The sequence below is a fragment of the Pedobacter sp. V48 genome (genome assembly GCF_000523515.1).
Taxonomy (GTDB): Bacteria; Bacteroidota; Bacteroidia; order Sphingobacteriales; family Sphingobacteriaceae; genus Pedobacter.
Genome location: NZ_AWRU01000013.1, coordinates 320973 through 342027, shown reverse-complemented (window position 1 = coordinate 342027; position 21055 = coordinate 320973). Strand labels below are relative to the sequence as shown.

The window sequence follows — 21055 nt, the reverse complement described above, 5'->3', positions numbered from 1 at the left end:
TTGGTTTAGCTATATTAGAGATAACGGTTTGGTGCCGTTTTTGGTACCAAACCGTTATCGAGTATTAAGCTTCTTTAGTTTATTTTGTATAAACTACGGTCTGTCCAAGTGAATAAATCTGACTTGAATAGTTCTTGTCAACAACTTTTGTATTTCCCATAAGCTTTACCGTGAGGTGGTAATTTTTTGCAGCATCAGGCAATTGGTATACAAACTCTGTTGGTGCATTCGCAAGTGTGGTAGAGAATACCGACACTGTTTTTGTAACACTTATCACCTCGTTTACCTCAACAAATACATTTAAAGGCTGAACAATTTGGTCTGAAACGGAGGACGGAATGCCCCAGGTTAACTTTACTTGCTTTTCAGCTGTTTTTTGTAATTGAAGGTTGGTTACCATAGGCAAACTCACTCCAGCTTTGCTTTCAATAACCGGCTCTTTCTTACAACCGGTAAACAGAAAAATCAAAGGTAGATAACACATATAAATAATTTTTTTCATCGCTGTATAGATTTTAATATCCTGGATTCTGTACATAACTTCCTTGAGAGTAATTTATTTGAGGCTGAGGAATGGGTAGGAATTCATCCCGGCCAGCAGTAAAATGCGCCAGGTTAAACCAATCAAACCGTTTTTTCTCTTTTTCAATGTAAGTGTTCATTACTGTACTCAACTGTCCCCAACGCATGAGGTCGTAAAACCGCCTTCCTTCGCCAGCAAGCTCTAACCTGTCTTCCCACATTAAAGCTTTCCATGCAAAATCTTTGGTCCAGGTACAGTTTACCCCCGGCTTATATTGCTCTACCTTATAATTCATCCACAAACTCCCATCGTCTTTCTTTAAGCGGCCAAGGCTGTTTGCTGCCCGTGCCCTTATTCTGTTTATGATAGGGAGGGCCTCATCAGTTCTATCCAATTGGATTAAGATTTCGGCTTTCCAAAGTAATACTTCAGCATAACGGATTTCTTTCTTGTTCATTGAATTTTGAACATAAAAAGGCTTGAACATGCAGTTACAATCAGGACGGACCTGTTCCTTCATAGAATTGAAATATCCATACTGAAATGGCGCACGTGAGCCTGATTCATCAAACATAAGTTTGTTGTCATATTTCCAGGGATAGCCAGGTATCGCTACAGTATGACCCATTCGTGGGTCAAAAGCATGATCCTTGAAATACTGTTTATAAAGCTGTCCACCTAATTCAGTATTGTTGTAATTGTCGAAATCAGGCAATCCGGTTCCATCAGTTTTAAAGGCATTTATCATGTTGTGAGAGATTTTATGAAAATCGCAGCAGCCAAAATATGGAGACCACCAGGGTGCATTAAGCTGATCGCCCCAGTTTACCCTTCCATTGGTTGTTCCATCGTCTAAAGAATATTGAATTTCCCAAAGAGATTCCTTAGTATTGTTATCGTATTCGATCATAAAGTTCTCAGCAAAATCCGGTGTCAGGTCATACTGCGAACCATCTCTTGCAGTAATCTCATTTATATGTGCCAGAGATTTGTTTAGGGTTTCCTTGTTGATATTGGTTACCTCATGTCTGTCATTTTTTTCATACGCTCTAAATAATAGAGCTTTGGCGGCAAGGGCATGAGCGGCAAACTTAGTGGGACGGCCCTTTTCTGCTTGGGTTTCTGGCAATACATTAGCGGCATCTTCCAAATCCTTGATGATCTTATCCCATAATTCAAGGTCGTTTACAGAACCTTTAGGCCGGTTGGAAATTCCTGCAACTACCAAGGCATCTGTTGCAACAGTTTCGTCTATCCATGGGACATAATTCCATCTTAATTTCATCCCCAGATAGATCCAGCCTCTTAAAAATTTCATTTCAGCAATACGTTGTTCCTTGGCAGCAAACTGAGTTTCGTCAAATTTACCTAACAGGCGCAGCGCGCCATTGGTGCGGCTGATGGCACAGTAACCCTGGTACCATGGCCCATCATTATTTCCAACATTTGGAGTTACGGCTGAAAAGATTTCCATTTCGTACCATGGAGTTTGATCACTTAAACCACCGCCGCCTTTATAGGCATCGTCTGAGCGAAGACTGGCTATCCAGGGCGCATGGGTATCGGGGTATCCCAAATTCGGCATATAGGCATATGCTGCCGTTACAAAATTTTCCAATTGTTCCGGATTGGAAACCTGTTCTTCAGTTAAAGCGCCCTTGGTTGATACATCGAGGTACTTTTTGCACCCAAAGAATAGGACCATTCCAAGGAGTGCTATAATTATCTTATATTTTTTCATTTTCGTACGTTTTAAAATGTAACATTGATACCTAAATAAGTAGTAAGTGGCATTGGGTAGCCTGTGCCCGGATTTTCAGGATCACCTGCGGTGAACTTGCCACTTTTAACGGTAAAGAGATTTTGGGCAGAAACATATAGCCTTAATCTTTCTATACTGATTTTGTTGGTGATTTTTGATGGAAATGTGTAGCCCAAATCAACACTCCTTAACTTCACGTAGGAGCCAGGCTCGATAAAGTAGGTAGACAATCTTTTTTCACCATTTGAGTCGCGACGTGACAATGCTGGGATGTCTGAATTAGGATTTAAAGGGGTCCAGGCATCCAACACGCGGAGTGGGTGATTTCTGTCGTTCTGAACACCTATGTTCCAGAAATCGCTCAGCTCTTTCCAGGAGTTGTAAACGTCGTTTCCAAAAACACCCTGGAAAAATGCCGTAAAATCGAAATTTTTATAGGAAGCCTGCAGATTTATGCCGGCCATTAAATTCGGATCTCGAACACCTATCCAGGTACGATCGTAGGCTTCATTAATTACCCCGTCTCCGTCTAAATCTTTATACCTGATTCTTCCAATACCCTTGCCTGGTTGTTGGGCAGAATTATCAACTTCTTCCTGCGTTTTAAAAATGCCGTCTGCAACTAAGCCATAAAATGAATTACGTGGCCGACCAAGAATATCGTCTAACAGACCATTGCCACCATAAGCGTACCTAACACTTGAAGGCAGGCCTGTAATTTTGTTTTTGTAGGCAGAAAAATTAGTGGTGATGTGATAAGAAAAATCACCTTTGGTATCATTCCAGCCGAGGATCAATTCAAATCCTTTGTTGGTCATATCTGCACCATTGATCCATTTGTATCCACCCTCACCCAAAGCTCCAATATAGGGTGGTAGAAAAAGCATGTCTGTCGTTTTCTTATTAAACCAATCGAAAGATCCCGTAAGGCGATTGTTTAAGAAAGCAAAATCAACACCTATGTTTGTTTGGGTCGTGGTTTCCCACTTTAAATCCTGATTTCCCAAACTCCTTCTCAGGTAACCCGATGGAATTCCACCAGTTTGATTGCCACCTATCGGGTAAGAAGTCCCATCGACATCAACTCCGTAAATATTTACCAGCAATGCTGAGGCTAGGGGTGCAGAATTACCATTTTGGCCCCAGCTTGCCCTTAGTTTCAAGTCTGAAATAAAATTAACATCCTTTAAGAAACATTCGTTCTTGATTCTCCAACCGGCCGAGAATGCAGGAAAAAAACCATATTTATTGTTCTCTCCAAATACAGAAGATCCATCACGACGAATAGTTGCGGAAAGCAAATATTTGGATGCATATGCGTAATTGATCTTTCCAAAGTAGGAGAACAGCTTTCTTTCATTACCTCCGCCTAGCAGGCCTTTGCTATCACCCGTTGCTGTACCAAGGTAAGCGTAATCTCTATTTTCTAATAGCAGCCCATCGCGGTTACCCTGAAAATTTTCCTGTAAAAGTTTGTAGGCTTCCAAACCGCCCAGCATATCCACTGTATGTTCTCCAAGCTTAAGGTTATAGGTTAATGTATTTGTCCAGGTAGTTCCAAGGTCATGTGTGTTATTTTGAAACACCCTGTTTATGGTATTACTTTTTCCTCCGGACTCAACCCATTTCGGATCAATGGTTCTGTCGTATTCCATCGTATAATCTACACCAAATTGGGTTTTAAGGGCGAGATTAGGCAGGATCTTCAGATTTGCATATACAGTTCCCAATGCTTTGAGATAGTTGTTCCTATTGTCCTTTCTGATCAACAGGTCTCTAACGGGGTTGTTAAAGTCGTCCATACCAAGAGGCATGGCTACACCACCCCAGCCTCCATTAAGATCATAAACCGGAATGTTTGGCGGCATCACCAGAAACCCATAAGTACTGTTAACATCACGAATTGCAAGTTTCGATAATGCAAAATTTTCACCTATAGTTAATCTTCCTTTTAGCAGGTCATAATCATTATTGAAACGCGCTGAATAGCGTTTAAAATTTGAGGTAACCTGTGTACCATTATTGTCATAATAATTTAAAGAGAAGAGACTGGTTGATCTTTCGCTTGAGCTGGATATAGTTAATTGATGATTTTGCTGATAACCAGTTCTGGTGCCTTCTTTAAACCAATCCGTATCTGACGAAGGCATGGTATGATCTGCATTTAACCACTCTATGGGAGTGACCTTGTTTAGCACGGGAACCCCGTTGGCATCCCGATTCCAGTCGTAGTTATAAATACGTATGTTACCAGGTCCCGGATCGTCGCCATCATTAACGGTTGCCTGCCATAAGCCCTGGCCATACTGCACTGCATTAAGCATATCCGGAACTCCCATTATTTTTGAAGCACCAACGTAACTGTCGAGTGTTATTTTTGTTTGATCACCCTTTCTGCCTTTTTTTGTATTGATGAGAATAACACCACCTGCAGCACGGGAACCGTAGATTGAAGCCGATGCTGCATCTTTTAATACCTGCATTGATTCGATGTCATTTGGATTAATGTCTCTCAGGTTAATGGTAACAGGCTGACCATCCAATACAATCAGAGCAGGAGAGGAGTTCATAGAGGTAATGCCGCGTACTTGAATTCCAACATTTTCAGCGGGATTACCATCTGTTGTAATAAAAACGCCCGGAACCTTTCCCTGCAAAGACCTCATCACATTAGCACTTGGATTTTTAGCAAAGTCGTCTCTTGAGATTACACTGATGGCTCCAGTTAGGTCTGCCTTTTTTTGCGTCATGTATCCGGTAGAGATGGATACTTCTTCCAATGTTTTACTGTCATCCTGTAGGGTAACATTGTAAACATTTCCAGAGCCAATGGGAATTTCGCGGGTTTCCATCCCAATATAAGAGAAGATGAGATGAGAACCAGAGCTTTGTAAGCCGATGCTGTATTTTCCGTTTACATCAGTTTGTGTTTTTGCGGTTTCTCCCTTGATCGTGACACTAACGCCCTGTAATGGGATGCCTGCATCATCTTTAACAGTTCCTGTAATAACCCGGGCTTGTTGTGTTGCATTTACCTGAAAAGCGTGTGCTTTCAGCGGGTGATAATTTGCGAGTAAGAAAAAGAAAAAAATCTTTAATACTACTCTGGCATTACCACCATAACGATTACTCGTTTTAGTGTTCTGGTAACCTTTCATAAAAATTTTATTTGGTTTATGGTTAAAAAATTGAGCGTGGTAAGTGTTCTCCATAGTTAGAAAAGTAGGAGTGCTCCGTTTCAATGATGCCGCTAAATTATAAGCAGAAATTCCAGGGAGCGCGCATCCCATAATACTTGCTTACACGTTTAAGCAGAAAGATCAAAAAAATTCCGAAGCGATCTCTGTTCAAAAAATGATTTATAATTGGTGTATATCAAACTTAAGCTTAAACGTTTAAACAAACAAGCGGTTTTTTGCATTTCATGAAATAATTCTTTTAAAAAGCAGTATATGGTTTTACAGAATTGGCCTTTAAATAGTTAAAAATACATTTTTTACTCCAGTTGAATTTTGCTTCGTGATAAATTCTTTACAATAGCCCCTGAAAAACACAGATCTATTTCATTTTCAAGATATGGGTATCTAAAAGTCTCAAACTAATTAAGCAAATGTTTCAATTAATATTTTTATGTTAATCGATTAAGCATACCTTTACGTAATGAAGAAGAAGGTATCCATTAAAGATATTGCACAAACTGTGGGTGTTTCTACCGCGCTGGTTTCTTACGTGCTAAATAATAAGGAAAAAGAAGCACGTGTTGGTAAAGAAATAGCCCAGGTAATAAGAGATACAGCTGTGGAAATGGGATATCAGCCAAATCAGATTGCCAAAAGCCTGAAAACAGGAAAATCGCATACTTTTGGATTAATTGTAGCAGATATTTCCAATCCGTTCTTTGCTAACCTTGCCAGAAATGTAGAAGACGAAGCGAAGAAATTTAACTATACCGTGATTTTTGCAAGTGCGGATGAAAATGCAGAGAAATCTCAAAACCTGATCAATATTTTAACTGAAAGACAGGTTGACGGTTTTATCATTGCACCGGCCGAAAATTCACAAGAACAAATTGAAGCGCTTTTAAAGAACAATATTCCACTGGTACTCATCGACAGGTATTTTAAAGGACTGGACACCAACTACGTGATGACTAATAATTACGAGGCTTCTTATCATGCTGTGAGCCATCTAATTGAAGCGGGCAGGACAAACATAGGCATGGTTGCGTATAAAACAGATTTAGTTCATATGCTGGATAGAAAACGAGGTTACCTTGATGCAATTAAGGACAATAAACTGTTAAAAGCCAAAACCCCGTTGATCAAAACGGTTGATTTCAATGCCAACCAGGAAGAGATAGGAGCGGGTATCCGTGAACTGTTTGCTCAGAATCCTGGAATGGATGCACTATTTTTTGCCACAAATACACTTACTTTAAAAGGATTGAAATCACTAAATAAGATGCAATATAGGGTCCCTGATGACGTAGCTATCGTATGCTTTGATGAGAGTGAAGCTTTTGACTTCTTTTATTCCCCTTTAACCTATATAGAACAGCCACTACTTGAAATGGGTAAAAAGGCTGTTCAGATCTTAATTAAAAACATTACTGATAAAAAAAGCCTCAACACGCAGATAAGTATCCCGTCGAAATTAATTGTAAGACAATCAAGCGCTATAGTTAAAAAGCATTAGTTTTAATGGCCTGTGCGCATGTTAGAACGAGAATGTTACATCAGCCGCTGAAAAAAAATAAAAAAATATTTGTTCGTTTAAACGTTTAAGCTTAAGTTTGATTACACAATCAAATTATAAACCATTTAAAACCGAAGTGCTCAGCATTTTTTTTTATCCTTTTTAGCTTAAACGTGTAAGCAAATCCAAATCTCAGGTATTTGGTGTACACAATTTCAAGTGAAAAGCGTATTAAGTAGCCGAGGCAAGTCGCAATTTAACATTATGAGAAAGCTTTTATTACTAATCATCGCAACCATTTTCGTTTTACCGGCAGTTGCGCAAAAACCCCAGAAATTTGATGGCCTTGATATGAATCTTGGTAATCTGTCTCGATTATCTGATGCGAAAACCAGGTCTATCAGTCCGGAGAACTTCACCGGAGAAAAAGGTAAAGGCGGAATGGCTGACCCAGTGAAAAGTAAAGGGCAACGTAATGTAGCCAACGCAGCAAACGAAGCCCGCGATCTGGGAATTGGCTGGAAAGTGAATCCTTTTATAATTGTTAAAAGCGGAGAAACCGTAACTATAGCAGAAATGGAGGGTCCTGGTGCGATACAGCAGATCTGGATGACACCAACGGGAAACTGGCAGTTCTCTATTTTACGCTTTTACTGGGACGATGAAAAAGAACCTTCTATTGAAGCTCCTGTAGGTGCATTCTTTGGAATGGGATGGGGAGAATATGCGCCATTAAACTCCCTACCTGTAAGTGTTAATCCGGGAAGTGCTTTCAACTGCTACTGGAAGATGCCTTTCAGAAAGAAATGCAAAATCACTCTTGAAAACATTAATCCAAAAGATGATATGAGGTTATATTATCAGGTAAATTACACACTTACCCCAGTTGCAGATGACGAAGCTTATTTTCATGCACAATATAGAAGATCGAACCCTAACACTACATCAGTACATACTATAATTGATGGAGTAAAAGGCAAAGGACAGTTTGTAGGCCTATATATGGGACTTGGTGTAAACAACAATGGATGGTGGGGAGAAGGTGAGATCAAGTTCTTTTTAGATGGTGATAAAGAATACCCGACCATAGCCGGAACAGGAACGGAGGATTATTTCTGCGGATCTTATAATTTCGACAGAGGCGGTAAATATACAGAATATAGCACTCCCTATGCCGGTTTACATCAGGTGATCAGACCAGACGGGACCTATAAAGCCCAACAAAGATTTGGAATGTACAGGTGGCATATAATGGATCCGATACGTTTTGATAAAGACCTTAAGGTAACCATCCAGGATCTGGGATGGAGAGATGGCGGCAGGTATCTGGCACAGAAATCGGATATCATGACTGTTGCTTATTGGTACCAAACAGAGCCTCATGGTAATTTTCCGAAATTCCCTTCAAGAGATGAACTGGAAGTAAATTAATCCTTAAAACTCAGAACATGAAATTACTGAAAATTCCATCACTATTGTTGGCAGGAATGATGATCATATCTTGTCAATCGACAACAAAAAAACAAGATGATATGAAAGTTTTTGAAAAGGGCACGTTTGGCTACGATTTAAACTTTTTGAATGAAAATGACAGTATAGTTGTTTTAAAGAATGATGACGGAAGCGCTCAACTTGCTTTATCACCAAAATATCAGGCAAAGGTATTTACTTCAACTGCTGAAGGGCTTGATGGCAAAAGTTTTGGCTGGGTTAACTATAAAGCCTTTGGCAAACCTTTGGACCCGCATATGAACGCTTATGGTGGTGAAGACCGTTTGTGGCTTGGCCCGGAGGGAGGGAAATTTTCCCTTTATTTTAAAAAGGGTGATTCCATGGTGTTCGACAATTGGCATACTCCTGCAGGAATTGACAGTGAAAGCTGGATATTGGTAAAATCTGATGGAAAGCGCGCGTCGTTAAATAAAGAAATGGAGTTGCAGAATTATGCGGGCACCAATCTTAAGATAAAGCTGGAAAGAGATGTAGAGATTCTGGAAAAGGATAACATCGAGAAAGTTTTAAATATTAGTTTGGCTGGTAAAGTGAGCTCTGTTGCCTTTAAAACACAAAACACCATCACTAATAGTGGTACTAATGAATGGACAGAGAAAACAGGAGCTCCTTGTATCTGGAGCTTAGACATGTTTAGCCCATCGCCTAAAACAGTAATTGTTATTCCATATATTGAAAGTGCAGCTGGTAAAGTAGCTACTACAGATTATTTTGGAGAGATTGCTAAAGACCGCATAACTTACAAGAATGGAATTCTGTTGTTCAAAGCCGATGGTAAATCACGTGGTAAACTCGGTATTCCTCCTGGTAGGGTTAAAAATGTAGCCGGTAGTTATGCCGCGGACCAGCATGTGCTTACCATCACGATGTTTGACATAAATAACAAGGCAAAATACTTAAACCAGGAATGGACACCAGACAAAGATCCATTTACCGGCGATGCCATGAATGCCTATAATGATGGGCCTTTAGCTGATGGCTCACAAATGGGACCTTTTTACGAATTAGAAAGTGTATCGCCACCTACATTCTTGAAACCGGGAGAAAAGCATACACACATGCATAGTGTATTTCATTTTACAGGGGACAAAACCGCTCTAAATGAAATTGCAGTAAAGGTTCTTGGTGTATCTCTGGACGAGATAGCTGGGGCATTTAAAGATTAAAATCATGTATTCGGATAGCTGGTGGGCGCTTTAATATCTCACCAGCATTTATCCGAAGTTTAACCAAATAAAGATCAGAATATGAACAAATACCCTAAGGTAGGCATTCGACCTATAATAGATGGCCGTTTGGGAGGCATTCGTGAATCCCTGGAGGATACCACAATGAATATGGCCAAAGCAGTAGCAGCGTTATTTAAGCAAGAATTGAGATATCCTGATGGCAGCCCTGTGGAATGTATCATCGCAGATTCCTGTATTGGTGGAGTTAAAGAAGCAGCGGCGTGTGCAGAAAAATTCAGAGATAATAATGTAGGCGTATCATTATCAGTTACACCATGTTGGTGTTATGGTTCAGAAACTATGGATATGGATCCGCTATTGCCTAAAGCAATCTGGGGATTTAATGGTACAGAAAGACCAGGCGCGGTATATTTAGCAGCAACATTAGCCGGCCACAATCAGAAAGGGCTACCTGCATTTGGAATTTATGGAACAGACGTGCAGGACCTTGGAGACGCTGTGATTCCTGTCGATGTTAAAGAAAAACTACTTCGCTTTGCGAAAAGTGGTTTAGCTGTTGCAATTATGAAAGGCAAGTCATATCTGGCCATAGGTTCAGTTTCTATGGGTATTGCAGGTTCAATTGTGGATGCTGATTTCTTTCAGGACTATTTGGGCATGCGCAATGAATATGTAGATTCCTCTGAAGTTTTAAGACGTATACAGCAGAATATATTTGATCAGAAAGAATACGAGAAGGCTTTGGAATGGACCAAAAAATACTGCCTGGAAGGAGAAGATTTCAACCGGTCTGAGAAAGTGAAATCCAGAGAAGAAAAAGACAAAGATTGGGAATTCGTAATAAAGATGACACTTATTATTCGCGATCTGATGATCGGAAATGAGGAGCTTGTTAAAATCGGTTATGCTGAAGAAGCCCAGGGACATAATGCAATTGTTTCTGGTTTCCAGGGGCAACGCCAATGGACAGATTTCTTACCTAACGGGGATTTTCCTGAAGCGATACTGAATTCTTCTTTCGATTGGAATGGAATAAGGGCACCTTATATGGTGGCAACAGAAAACGATGCATTAAATGGCGTTTCTATGCTATTTAATTATCTTCTGACCAATACCGCACAAATATTTGCTGACGTACGTACTTATTGGAGTCCGGAGGCTGTAGAGCGGGTGTCTGGCTGGAAACCCAATGGCCGTGCAGGGGCTGGATTTATTCATTTGATAAACTCAGGTTCAGCAACTTTGGATGGCACAGGAAGACAAGCGGTGGATGGCAAGCCTGTGATGAAGCCATTCTGGAGCATTGATGAAAAAGAGGCCGAGGAATGTCTGAAAGCAACCACCTGGTATCCTGCAAATCTCGACTATTTTCGTGGGGGAGGATATTCCTCCAATTTTCTTACCAAGGGAGAGATGCCCGTAACCACGTGCCGACTCAATCTGGTTAAGGGCCTTGGCCCCGTACTTCAGATTGCCGAAGGCTGGACAGTGGATTTACCTGAAAACGTACATAAAATACTGGATGAGCGTACTGACCGTACCTGGCCAACAACCTGGTTTGTTCCGCGTTTATATGGAAACGGTGCTTTTAAAGACGTTTATTCAGTGATGGCAAACTGGGGCGCAAATCATGGAGCGATAAGTTATGGGCATATCGGAGCCGACCTGATCACCCTAGCCTCAATGCTCAGAATTCCGGTAAACATGCATAATGTTGCTTCAAGCGATATCTTTCGCCCTTCAGCATGGTCTTCATTTGGAATGGATACCGAAGGCTCGGATTACAGGGCATGCCAAGTTTACGGATCATTATACAGTTAAGCACCTATCTGATGAATAAACAATCAACTTCACTGTTCAGAACAGAAACCGGCAAGAGTTATCTCATGCCCTTTATTTTCATATGCAGCTTATTCCTTTTATGGGGTTTTGCACATGGTTTGTTGGATGTGCTGGACAAGCATTTTCAGAATATATTGCATGTATCAAAAGCACAATCGGGCTTTATACAATTTTCATTGTACATCGGTTATCTGGCTATGGCTGTACCAGCCGGGCTGTTTATGAAGCGATTCGGCTATCAAAAGGGGATCATTTTAGGTCTGGTTTTATTTGCCATTGGTGCCTTTCTTTTTTACCCGGCAGCTAAACTCCAAGCATTTATACCATTTTTGCTTGCTTTATTTGTGCTGGCATGCGGACTGGCTTGTCTGGAAACTGCAGCCAATCCTTACTCAACTATTCTTGGACCAAAGGAATATGCCGCCAGGCGGATCAATATTTCTCAATCTTTTAACGGCTTAGGATGGATACTGGGCCCTTTAATGGGCGGTTTGTTCATCTTTGGGACCGAGCACACACCAGGTGTAGATAAATTCGATTCCATGGTTAAGCCATACATGATGGTTGGAGGAATCGTTGTGGTTGTTGCGCTGGTTTTTATGCTCATCAAGCTTCCTGAAGTAAAGGAAGCCAGTGACACCGAAACAGCTGAAGATCCGCCGATGCGTAATCTATTGAAGCATCCGGCTTTTGTATTGGCTGTAATTGCACAATTTCTTTATGTAGCTGCCCAAACCGGTGTTAATTCATTCTTTATTAACTATGTAACAGAGACCATACCTAATGTAACAGGGCCTGTTCAAGATATCATGCAGCACTTAGGCTGGTTTGGTGAAGTGTTTACACCAAAAAATCCTGAGCAGGCAGCATCTCTTATTCTTGCGATTGGAGGGATGGGGCTTTTCTGGATCGGGCGATTATCAGGGTCATACATGATGAAATATTTATCGCCGCAAAAACTTCTTGGAATATATGCTGTCGTTAATACCGTACTGGTATTTATAGTTTTGTTAGAGATAGGATGGTTTTCGGTAGTAGCCCTATTTTTTACTTATTTCTTTATGTCGATCATGTTCCCAACAATTTTTGCTTTAGGTATATATGATTTAGGGCCTTTAACCAAAAAAGGAGCTTCATTTTTGGTAATGGCAGTTGCAGGCGGTGCATTTTGCCCGCCAGTAATGGGTCTGATAGGAGATCATTTCGGGATGTCTATAGCCTTTGTGATACCAATGGTATGTTTCGCATTTATTGCCTGGTATGCTATAAAAGGAATAGGGAAAAAGATTGACGCTAAAAACATTTCATTGCAGCACCATTAAGCAGAGTCAAATGACAAATCAAGATTATTGTATAGGAGTTGATTTTGGAACAGATTCTGTCAGATCCATTATTGTTAATGCACATAATGGTGACGAAGTTGCCTCGTCTTCATTTATCTACCCAAGATGGAATGGCGGACTTTACTGCATTGCCAGTCAGAATCAATTCAGGCAACATCCGCTCGATTATATTGAAGGGATTGAACACACCATAAAAGGGTGTTTAAAACAAGCAGGAACATTTGTAGCCACAAATATCAGAGCAATATCTATCGCTACCACAGGCTCGACTCCGGTAGCCGTAAATGATAAAGGAATTCCACTGGCATTGCTACCTGAATTTGAATCAGATGCAGATGCAATGTTTATTCTTTGGAAAGACCATACTGCCGTTAAAGAGGCTGCCGAAATTAATGCACATGCGAAAAAACATAGTCCTGACTACACGGTATATTCCGGAGGCATTTATTCCTCAGAATGGTTTTGGTCGAAGCTGTTGCATATCCTTCGAAAAAATGAGTGGATCAGAAATGCTGCTTATACCTGGGTTGAGCATTGTGACTGGATGCCGTTTCTGCTAACCGGAGGTAAAAATGCCACGGAAATAAAGCGAAGTGTATGCGCGGCCGGGCATAAAGGTTTGTGGGCCGAAGAGCATGGTGGCTTTCCTCCCGATCACTTCTTCTCTACGCTTGATCCACTATTAACAGGATATTCGGCTACTTTAGGTAAGGAAGTTTATACCTCAGATAAAGCAGCCGGTAGGTTAAGTGGAGAATGGGCTGAACGATTGGGATTGAATGCTGATGTTTTGGTGGGTATTGGCGCAATAGATGCACATATGGGAGCTGTTGGGGGACAAATAGAACCCTATTACCTGAGCAAAGTGATTGGTACATCCACCTGCGATATGCTGGTTGCACCAAAAAATGATATAAATGAAACCATAGTAAAAGGAATATGTGGACAGGTAGATGGATCTATTATTCCAGGAATGATAGGCATGGAGGCTGGACAGTCAGCCTTTGGGGATGCATATGCATGGTTTAAGAATCTTTTATCATGGCCTTTACAGCATTTAGTTTCGGGTTCAGCTGGAATTGATGCCGGAAATACGAAAGCAATTTCTGAGAATATCTCTCAGCAGCTATTGGTTGAGTTGGAGAAAAGCGCCGCCGCATTGGAATTTAATGATCAGAGCGAACTGTCTGTTGATTGGTTTAACGGCCGCAGAACGCCCGATGCCAATCAATTGCTTAAAGGTGCCATAACGGGTATAAACCTGGGAAGCGATGCTCCTTCCATATACAGGTCAATTGTAGAGGCTACCTGTTTCGGCTCAAAAAGTATATCCAACAGGTTTAAAACTGAGGGCATTGCCATAAAGGGTTTAATTGGTGTGGGAGGTATCGCAAAGAAATCACCATTTGTAATGCAGACGCTCGCAAATGTCATGAATATGCCTATCCGTGTCCACCAGTCTGAACAGACCTGTGCACTGGGAGCGGTCATGTTCGCCGCAACCGTTGCAGGTATTTATTCTAATGTAAATGAAGCAATGAACGCAATAGGAAAAGGATTTGATAAAACTTACCATCCTGATGATAGGCTAGCTCATTTGTATGAATTGCGGCACAAAAAATATGAAAGATTAGGAAAGTACCTGGAAACAACTATTTAATTATAACCATCACTAATTATTGATACTGATGAAAAATAATGATAACAGACGTTCATTTATAAAAAAAATAACCATCGGGGGTATTGGACTTACGGCAATACCATCGGTAATGATGGCCGAGACCAGAACCGACAATATTGATAAGGAAAATGAAACCTTACAGACGTCGTTAAAGCAGGATGAAAAGAATATCAAAAGAGCTTACAATACCAGCTACAAAAACGAAAATCTTAGAAGAGTAGCATTTCCGATTGGGGGCTTGGGTTCAGGGATGTTCTGCTTAGAAGGCAGCGGAGCCATATCTCATATGTCCATCCGCAACAGGCCTGAAATATTTCATGAACCCAATATGTTTGCTGCTATCGCTGTAAAAGGCAAACAGACGGTAGCACGTGTATTGGAAGGACCAATTGAGGAATGGAAGATGTTTGGTCAGCGTGGTACAGGTAATGGGGCCAGTGGGAGTAACTACGGTTTACCCAGATTTAACAGTGCAGTTTTTACAGATCGCTTTCCATTTGCAACGATTGATCTCGAAGAAAAGGACATACCATTAAAAACACAGGTCATTGGATGGAGTCCGTTTATTCCAACTGATGAAGACAACTCAAGTTTACCAGCAGGTGCATTAGAATATAAATTTACAAACAATACTTCAGAAGCTATTGAAGCGGTCTTTTCTTATAATGCGAGAAATTTTGTGTTGCAGGGCGGCCAAAAAGGAGCCATTAAAAAGTTGTCAGACGGATTCATACTGTCGCAAGAAGGAACAACTGAAAAACCACATTTAAAAACAGATTTTGCTATTTTTACCAGTGAGCCTGCAACTGTGGATTATTGCTGGTTCAGGGGCGGATGGTTTGACCCCTTAACCATGGTCTGGAATACCATTAAAGAGGGGAAAGTTAAGGCTCAGGAGCCTGACTCTGATGCGCCAGGTGCATCGTTATTTGTGCCGTTTAAATTAAACGCTGGAGAACAAAAAACCATCAGACTCATGATGACATGGTATGTTCCTGATTCAGATCTTCATATTGGAGATGTGGTTGTTGATCCAAAAAAGGCCGAATCGGCGGATTGTTGCGTAACCCCATCTGCCATTGGTCTTGAAGAGAAATCAAATTACAATGATCGGAACTATAAACCGTGGTATAGCAGTAAATTTAAGGGAATTGAAGAGGCAGCAGCTTATTGGAAAAACAATTATGAGGAGCTGCAAAAAAAGTCAGCAATATTTCGTGATGCATTTTACTCCAGCACTTTACCTCCGGCAGTCATTGAAGCGGTTGCAGCAAACCTTACTATCCTTAAATCGCCAACAGTATTAAGACAATTTGATGGTCGTCTATGGAGCTGGGAAGGGTGCGGAGATGATGGCGGGTGCTGTCATGGTAGTTGTACCCACGTTTGGAATTATGCACAGGCAATTCCTCATCTTTTTCCATCCCTGGAAAGGAGCCTTAGAACTACAGAATTCTGTGAAAATCAAAATTTTGAAGGGCATCAGCAATTTAGAGCGAATATGCCTATAAGCCAGGCCAAACATGATTTTCATGCCGCTGCTGATGGCCAGCTTGGGGGAATCATGAAAGTATACAGAGAATGGAGAATTAGTGGGGATGCTGCGTGGCTGAAAAAAATGTACCCAATGGTAAAAACCAGCATGGATTATTCAATTAACACCTGGGATCCCAGAAGTAAGGGAATTGTGGAAGAACCCCATCATAACACCTACGATATTGAGTTTTGGGGACCTGACGGTATGTGTACAAGTTTTTACCTGGGAGCCTTGAATGCAATTGTTAAAATGGGGCAGTTTCTTAAAAAAGACATCTCAAAATATAAAACACTTTACGCCGCCGGCAAAAAATTCATGGAAAGTGAATTATATAATGGAGAATATTTTAATCAAAAAATACAGTGGACAGGGCTAAATGCGCCAAATCCGGTAAATGAAAAATCTTTCGCTACACAATATACCGCTGAAGCATTAGAAATACTAAAGAAAGAGGGACCAAAATACCAATATGGAACCGGTTGCTTATCTGACGGTATTCTTGGCGGATGGATTTCCAGAATGTGCGGACTTGAAGAACCGTTGGATGTTGAAAAAACCAAAAGTCATCTATTATCTGTTCACAAGTACAATTTGAAGGCAGATTTAAGTGACCACGTAAATCCTCAGCGTCCATCATATGCAGCAGGACACGAAGGTGGATTGCTACTCTGCTCATGGCCTAAAGGCGGGATGCTTTCTCTGCCATTTGTGTACAGCAATGAAGTGTGGACAGGAATTGAGTATCAGGTAGCATCACATCTGATGCTAATGGGACAAGTAAATGAGGGCCTGGATATTGTAAAAGCTTGTCGTGACCGCTATGATGGACGAGTACGTAATCCTTTCAATGAATATGAATGCGGACACTGGTACGCCAGGGCAATGTCTAGCTATGGAATGATACAAGGGCTTACCGGAGTGCGTTATGATGCAGTAGAGAAGACCTTATATATGGATTCCAAAGTAGGAGATTTTACCAGTTTCTTATCAACAGCCACAGGTTTCGGCACAGTAAGCTTTAAAGATAATAAAGCATCACTAAACATTGCTTACGGTAAAATACCTGTTAAAAAGGTATTGATAGCAGGTAAAGAAACACGGTTGTCGTAATCATAAAGCGTATAAATTAAAATAGAAATGATGAAGTTATATCTGATCAGCGGTTTTCTGGGTAGTGGTAAAACAACAGCTATTCAAAATGCATGCACTCAATTAATGAAAGAAAAGGTGAATGTTGGTGTAATCACAAACGACCAGGGGGTGCAGTTGGTGGATACCCGATTCATGCGCAATGCAAATGTTCCAGTTATGGAAGTTACAGATGGCTGTTTTTGTTGTAATTATGATAAAGTAGACAGCTTAATTGAGGTGCTAAAAGAATCTCATTATGCAGAGATAGTGTTTGCCGAATCCGTGGGTTCCTGCACAGATATGATTGCTACAGTTGTAAAACCACTACAAAAATTTCGCAAGGATATAGAAACCGTCATCTCTGTTTTTGTGGATGCAAATGTGTTGCCGACTATGCTCCAGTCTGCACCGTTATTTGTGGATAGTGTAACTTATATTTATAAGAAACAAATTGAAGAGGCAGATATCCTTATTGTCAACAAGATCGATTCTTTAACTGACGATGAGTTAAGCAAGATGGACCGTTTGGTAAATAGTAAGTTTCCTGAGAAAACAATTCTGTTTCAAAACTCGCTTGATAAAGACAGTATAATCCAGTGGTTAATTACTTTGGAAAATTTTAAATCAGGTGCGAGAAGCTCTTTGGAAATCGACTATGATATTTATGGTGCTGGAGAAGCCGAGCTTGCCTGGCTTGATATTGAAATGGAGCTGTTTGCTGATGAAAATAATGCGTTTGAGACAGGAGTAACGCTTGCAAAAGAAATTCATTGGGAAATAACCGAACAGAAATTACCAATAGGTCATTTAAAATTCTTTATTGACGATGGTGTGCAACAGAAGAAGATAAGCTTTACATCGGGAGTGCAGACGTCTATCAATGAGATAGGAAAAACAGTTTCGGCAAAGGCAGATATACTGATCAATGCAAGAGTGCAAACAGAGCCAGAACATCTTAAAGCGTTGGTGTTTAATACAATTAGCAAAATTGAAGCAACTTCAGGGTATAAATTTATTACGAAAGATATTTCCTCATTTAAACCGGGCTACCCGAAACCAACACACAGGATTATCGATTAGGTCTATCAGAAGAATAAAATGCAGAGTCCAGTAAAAAAATATACCGCTGAGTTTATAAGCACATTTATAATGGTTTTCTGTGGTACAGGGGCAATTATCATTAACCAGGAATCGGGTGGAGTAGTGACGCATATGGGTATAGCAATCACCTTTGGTTTGATCGTAATGAGTATGATTTATGCTTTTGGAAGTATTTCAGGTGCGCATATGAATCCTGCGGTGAGCATCGCCCTTGCCATATCAGGAAAGCATCCGCTAAGAGATTTGGTGCCTTTTGTTTTAAGTCAGGTAACGGGAGCCATCACGGCAAGTTGCACACTGCATGCCTTATTTCCGGCTAATGCTACACTAGGATCAACACTGCCTGCAGGTTCTGCTTTTCAATCTTTCATACTTGAGTTTTTTCTGACATTTTTTTTAATGCTCGTTATATTTACTGTAGGAAGAAAGCGTAAAAGAGAAGGGAGCCTTGCAGGAATAGTAATTGGAGGTGTGGTTGGTTTGGAAGCGCTGTTTGCAGGTCCAATTTGTGGCGCATCAATGAACCCGGCGAGATCATTAGCTCCGGCTATTATTTCTGGTCATACTGAACACCTGTGGGTGTATCTAAGCGCTACCGTTTTTGGTGCCATCTTCGCTGTTTTAGTCTGTAAATTTTTATTAGCTGAAACCTTTATTCCACAAACGCATGCAGACGTTGAAAAATCAAGAATTGGTGCCTATGAAAATTGAGGATAAAACTGTAGTATCCATTAGATATAAGATGGAAAACAGTAAAGGAGAGATACTTGAGGATATTTTGGATGGGTTACCAATCAATTATTTACATGGTCATGGAACAATTCTTCCTTCCTTGGAAGCTGAACTTAAAGGTTTAAATGAAGGAGATGAAAAACAGTTTTTTTTATCAAAGGAGACCGGATTTGAAGGCTTAGATGATGAATTTCATATTAGGGTTATTGTGGACAAGGTTCGATACGCCAGTGAAGAAGAACTGGAAAAGGGATTAAATCCATTGATGTTAGACGATTATTGTGGCCCGAAGGGTTGCTGTTAGAAATTATTTGAAAAAATGAAAAGAGTTCAAAAAATAGCATTTGTATTTATTTTATTAGGCCTGCTGTTACATAAGGATGCCTTAGGTAAAGATAAAAATATGGACGTTTGGCTGGAAAGCTCGCTGAAACGAATCTTTCCTCAATCGGCAGGTAAAGCCAATGATCGTCTTACCCTAATCGTAGCTAGAAACAGCAGAGTATCCTTTCAGGTTGGCTTTCATAGTAATATGAAAGACAGGGTACAGATTGCCTGTAATATGGAAGCTGGTGCAGTTAAACATGAAGTCCGTTATGTAGGCCTGGTTCCCTTTCAGAACTTTAATACTGATGTACGGGAGGAAGAGCTGGATGGGATTGGTTTCTTACCGGGCATGTTACCGGATCCACTTTATCCCCTTACCCGCGTAGATGCTAGTCCCTATGCAAGCCGTTCATTTTGGGTAACCCTAAGGATTCCGGAAAATATAGAACCGGGTATTCACCAATGCAAAGTAAAAGTAAGCTGGAATGAGGGAAAAGTAAATATGGAAAAAACACTTCTGGTCGATTTAAACATTAGCAAGCTTATTGTTCAGCCCCGTAAGAACTTTCATGTAACCCATTGGTGGCGAGGCGAGGCTACCTGGGCTCAGTATAAAACTGAAATGTATGATGAAAAGTGGTGGCAGCTTACTAAAGCACAGATGAAGAATTTAATTGATCATGGAAATGACGTAGCCTTCATTCAAAACTTGTTTGAACTTAAAACAGTATTTAAAAAGCCTTGTCAGATGCTGATTATCGATGAAATCAGTCCCGGTAAATATAGTTTCGACTGGTCGCGTATCAAACGGTTCCTTGATATGACCAAGGAATTGGGGTACAAAAAATTTGAATGGGGCCATCTTTTTCTTTACTGGGGTGTTGAAAATGCAATGCATGTTTACACAAAAAAAGGTGACAAATACGAACTGCTTTGGGACGAGAATCTTTCTGCAACATCTCCGGTTTACCTGAATTTTTTAAAACAGTATCTACCAGAGTTTCATCGCTTCCTTAAGCAGGAAAACGTATTAGCAGATTCCTACTTCCATTTATCGGATGAGCCCGGATCGGAACATATACAAAACTACAAGAGGGCTAGAAAGATATTGCAGGAACTGGCTCCCTGGATGAAAGTGATGGATGCATTAAGTGATGTGAGGTATGGAAGAGAAAAATTAACAGATATACCAATTCCAATCATTAGTTCGGCTGGTGATTACCTTAAAGAGAATATTTCTCATTGGGTTTATTACTGCACAGGACCTAGAGATCAGTGGCTTAATCGGTTCTATGATACCCCTCTTGCTAAAATCAGAATGTCAGGGTTTTTATTCTATCATTTGAAAGCACAGGGCTTTTTACACTGGGGGTACAACTATTGGAACGTAGTGGAAAAAGAAGAACCTATTGATCCTTTTACCAATGCCTCTGGAAATGCTTATCCTGGAATTGCTGTTGGAGATCCTTTTGTAGTTTATCCTGGACCAGATGGCCCATACGATTCTATAAGATGGGAAGTATTTGCAGAATCTCTTCAGGACTATGCCATTCTGCAGTCGGCCGGTATTAAGCAGGACGATCCCATGCTATCTGAAATAAAAACTTACGCTGATTTCCCCAAGAAAGAAGAATGGATAAATCAGACCATGAAACGAATACTAGAAAAATAAATACTTG

The 21055-nt window shown here is 40.6% G+C and carries 14 protein-coding genes; 11 read left to right on the top strand and 3 right to left on the bottom strand.

Going from position 1 to position 21055, the window contains the following annotated elements:
• Positions 1 to 79: 79 nt before the first annotated feature.
• The 3 genes from N824_RS13760 to N824_RS13750 are packed head-to-tail and all read right to left on the bottom strand — an operon-like array spanning position 80 to position 5443.
• Positions 80 to 502, bottom strand: a complete 423-nt coding sequence (locus N824_RS13760; protein WP_161662316.1) for a DUF4945 domain-containing protein — start codon at positions 500 to 502, stop codon at positions 80 to 82.
• A gap of 13 nt (positions 503 to 515) precedes the next feature.
• Positions 516 to 2264: a RagB/SusD family nutrient uptake outer membrane protein gene (locus N824_RS13755; RefSeq protein WP_048905701.1), complete on the bottom strand. Its 1749-nt coding sequence runs from the start codon at positions 2262 to 2264 to the stop codon at positions 516 to 518.
• Between the two features lie 11 nt (positions 2265 to 2275).
• Positions 2276 to 5443, bottom strand: coding sequence for a TonB-dependent receptor (locus N824_RS13750; RefSeq protein WP_048905789.1), 3168 nt, complete (start codon positions 5441 to 5443; stop codon positions 2276 to 2278).
• 502 nt (positions 5444 to 5945) lie between these two features.
• Here N824_RS13750 and N824_RS13745 point away from each other — a divergent pair.
• The 11 genes from N824_RS13745 (at position 5946) to N824_RS13695 (ending at position 21048) form a co-directional block, all read left to right on the top strand.
• Positions 5946 to 6980 (top strand): LacI family DNA-binding transcriptional regulator, encoded by a 1035-nt coding sequence (locus N824_RS13745; protein WP_048905700.1) that lies wholly within the window; start codon positions 5946 to 5948, stop codon positions 6978 to 6980.
• Between the two features lie 264 nt (positions 6981 to 7244).
• Complete coding sequence (locus tag N824_RS13740) at positions 7245 to 8411, top strand: glycoside hydrolase family 172 protein (protein WP_048905699.1); 1167 nt, start codon at positions 7245 to 7247, stop codon at positions 8409 to 8411.
• Positions 8412 to 8428: 17 nt separating this feature from the next.
• Complete coding sequence (locus tag N824_RS13735) at positions 8429 to 9658, top strand: DUF6786 family protein (RefSeq protein WP_048905698.1); 1230 nt, start codon at positions 8429 to 8431, stop codon at positions 9656 to 9658.
• Positions 9659 to 9739: 81 nt separating this feature from the next.
• Positions 9740 to 11503, top strand: coding sequence for an L-fucose isomerase (locus tag N824_RS13730; protein WP_048905697.1), 1764 nt, complete (start codon positions 9740 to 9742; stop codon positions 11501 to 11503).
• An 11-nt stretch (positions 11504 to 11514) separates the two neighbouring features.
• Positions 11515 to 12846: an L-fucose:H+ symporter permease gene (gene fucP / locus N824_RS13725; protein WP_048905788.1), complete on the top strand. Its 1332-nt coding sequence runs from the start codon at positions 11515 to 11517 to the stop codon at positions 12844 to 12846.
• Between the two features lie 10 nt (positions 12847 to 12856).
• Entirely contained in the window at positions 12857 to 14527 is a 1671-nt protein-coding gene (locus tag N824_RS13720; RefSeq protein WP_048905696.1) for a ribulokinase, read from the top strand.
• 28 nt (positions 14528 to 14555) lie between these two features.
• Positions 14556 to 17195 (top strand): GH116 family glycosyl hydrolase, encoded by a 2640-nt coding sequence (locus N824_RS13715; RefSeq protein WP_052334140.1) that lies wholly within the window; start codon positions 14556 to 14558, stop codon positions 17193 to 17195.
• A gap of 27 nt (positions 17196 to 17222) precedes the next feature.
• Positions 17223 to 18296 carry a GTP-binding protein gene (locus tag N824_RS13710; RefSeq protein WP_048905695.1) on the top strand — a complete coding sequence of 358 codons (1074 nt, stop codon included), beginning with the start codon at positions 17223 to 17225 and terminating at the stop codon, positions 18294 to 18296.
• Positions 18297 to 18314: 18 nt separating this feature from the next.
• Positions 18315 to 19028 (top strand): MIP/aquaporin family protein, encoded by a 714-nt coding sequence (locus N824_RS13705; RefSeq protein WP_048905694.1) that lies wholly within the window; start codon positions 18315 to 18317, stop codon positions 19026 to 19028.
• On the top strand, positions 19018 to 19353 hold the full coding sequence (locus tag N824_RS28035; protein ID WP_052334139.1) for a peptidylprolyl isomerase: 336 nt from the start codon (positions 19018 to 19020) through the stop codon (positions 19351 to 19353). Before N824_RS13705 ends, N824_RS28035 begins: the two co-directional genes overlap by 11 nt.
• A gap of 15 nt (positions 19354 to 19368) precedes the next feature.
• Entirely contained in the window at positions 19369 to 21048 is a 1680-nt protein-coding gene (locus N824_RS13695; RefSeq protein ID WP_052334138.1) for a DUF4091 domain-containing protein, read from the top strand.
• The last annotated feature ends 7 nt before the right edge of the window (positions 21049 to 21055 follow it).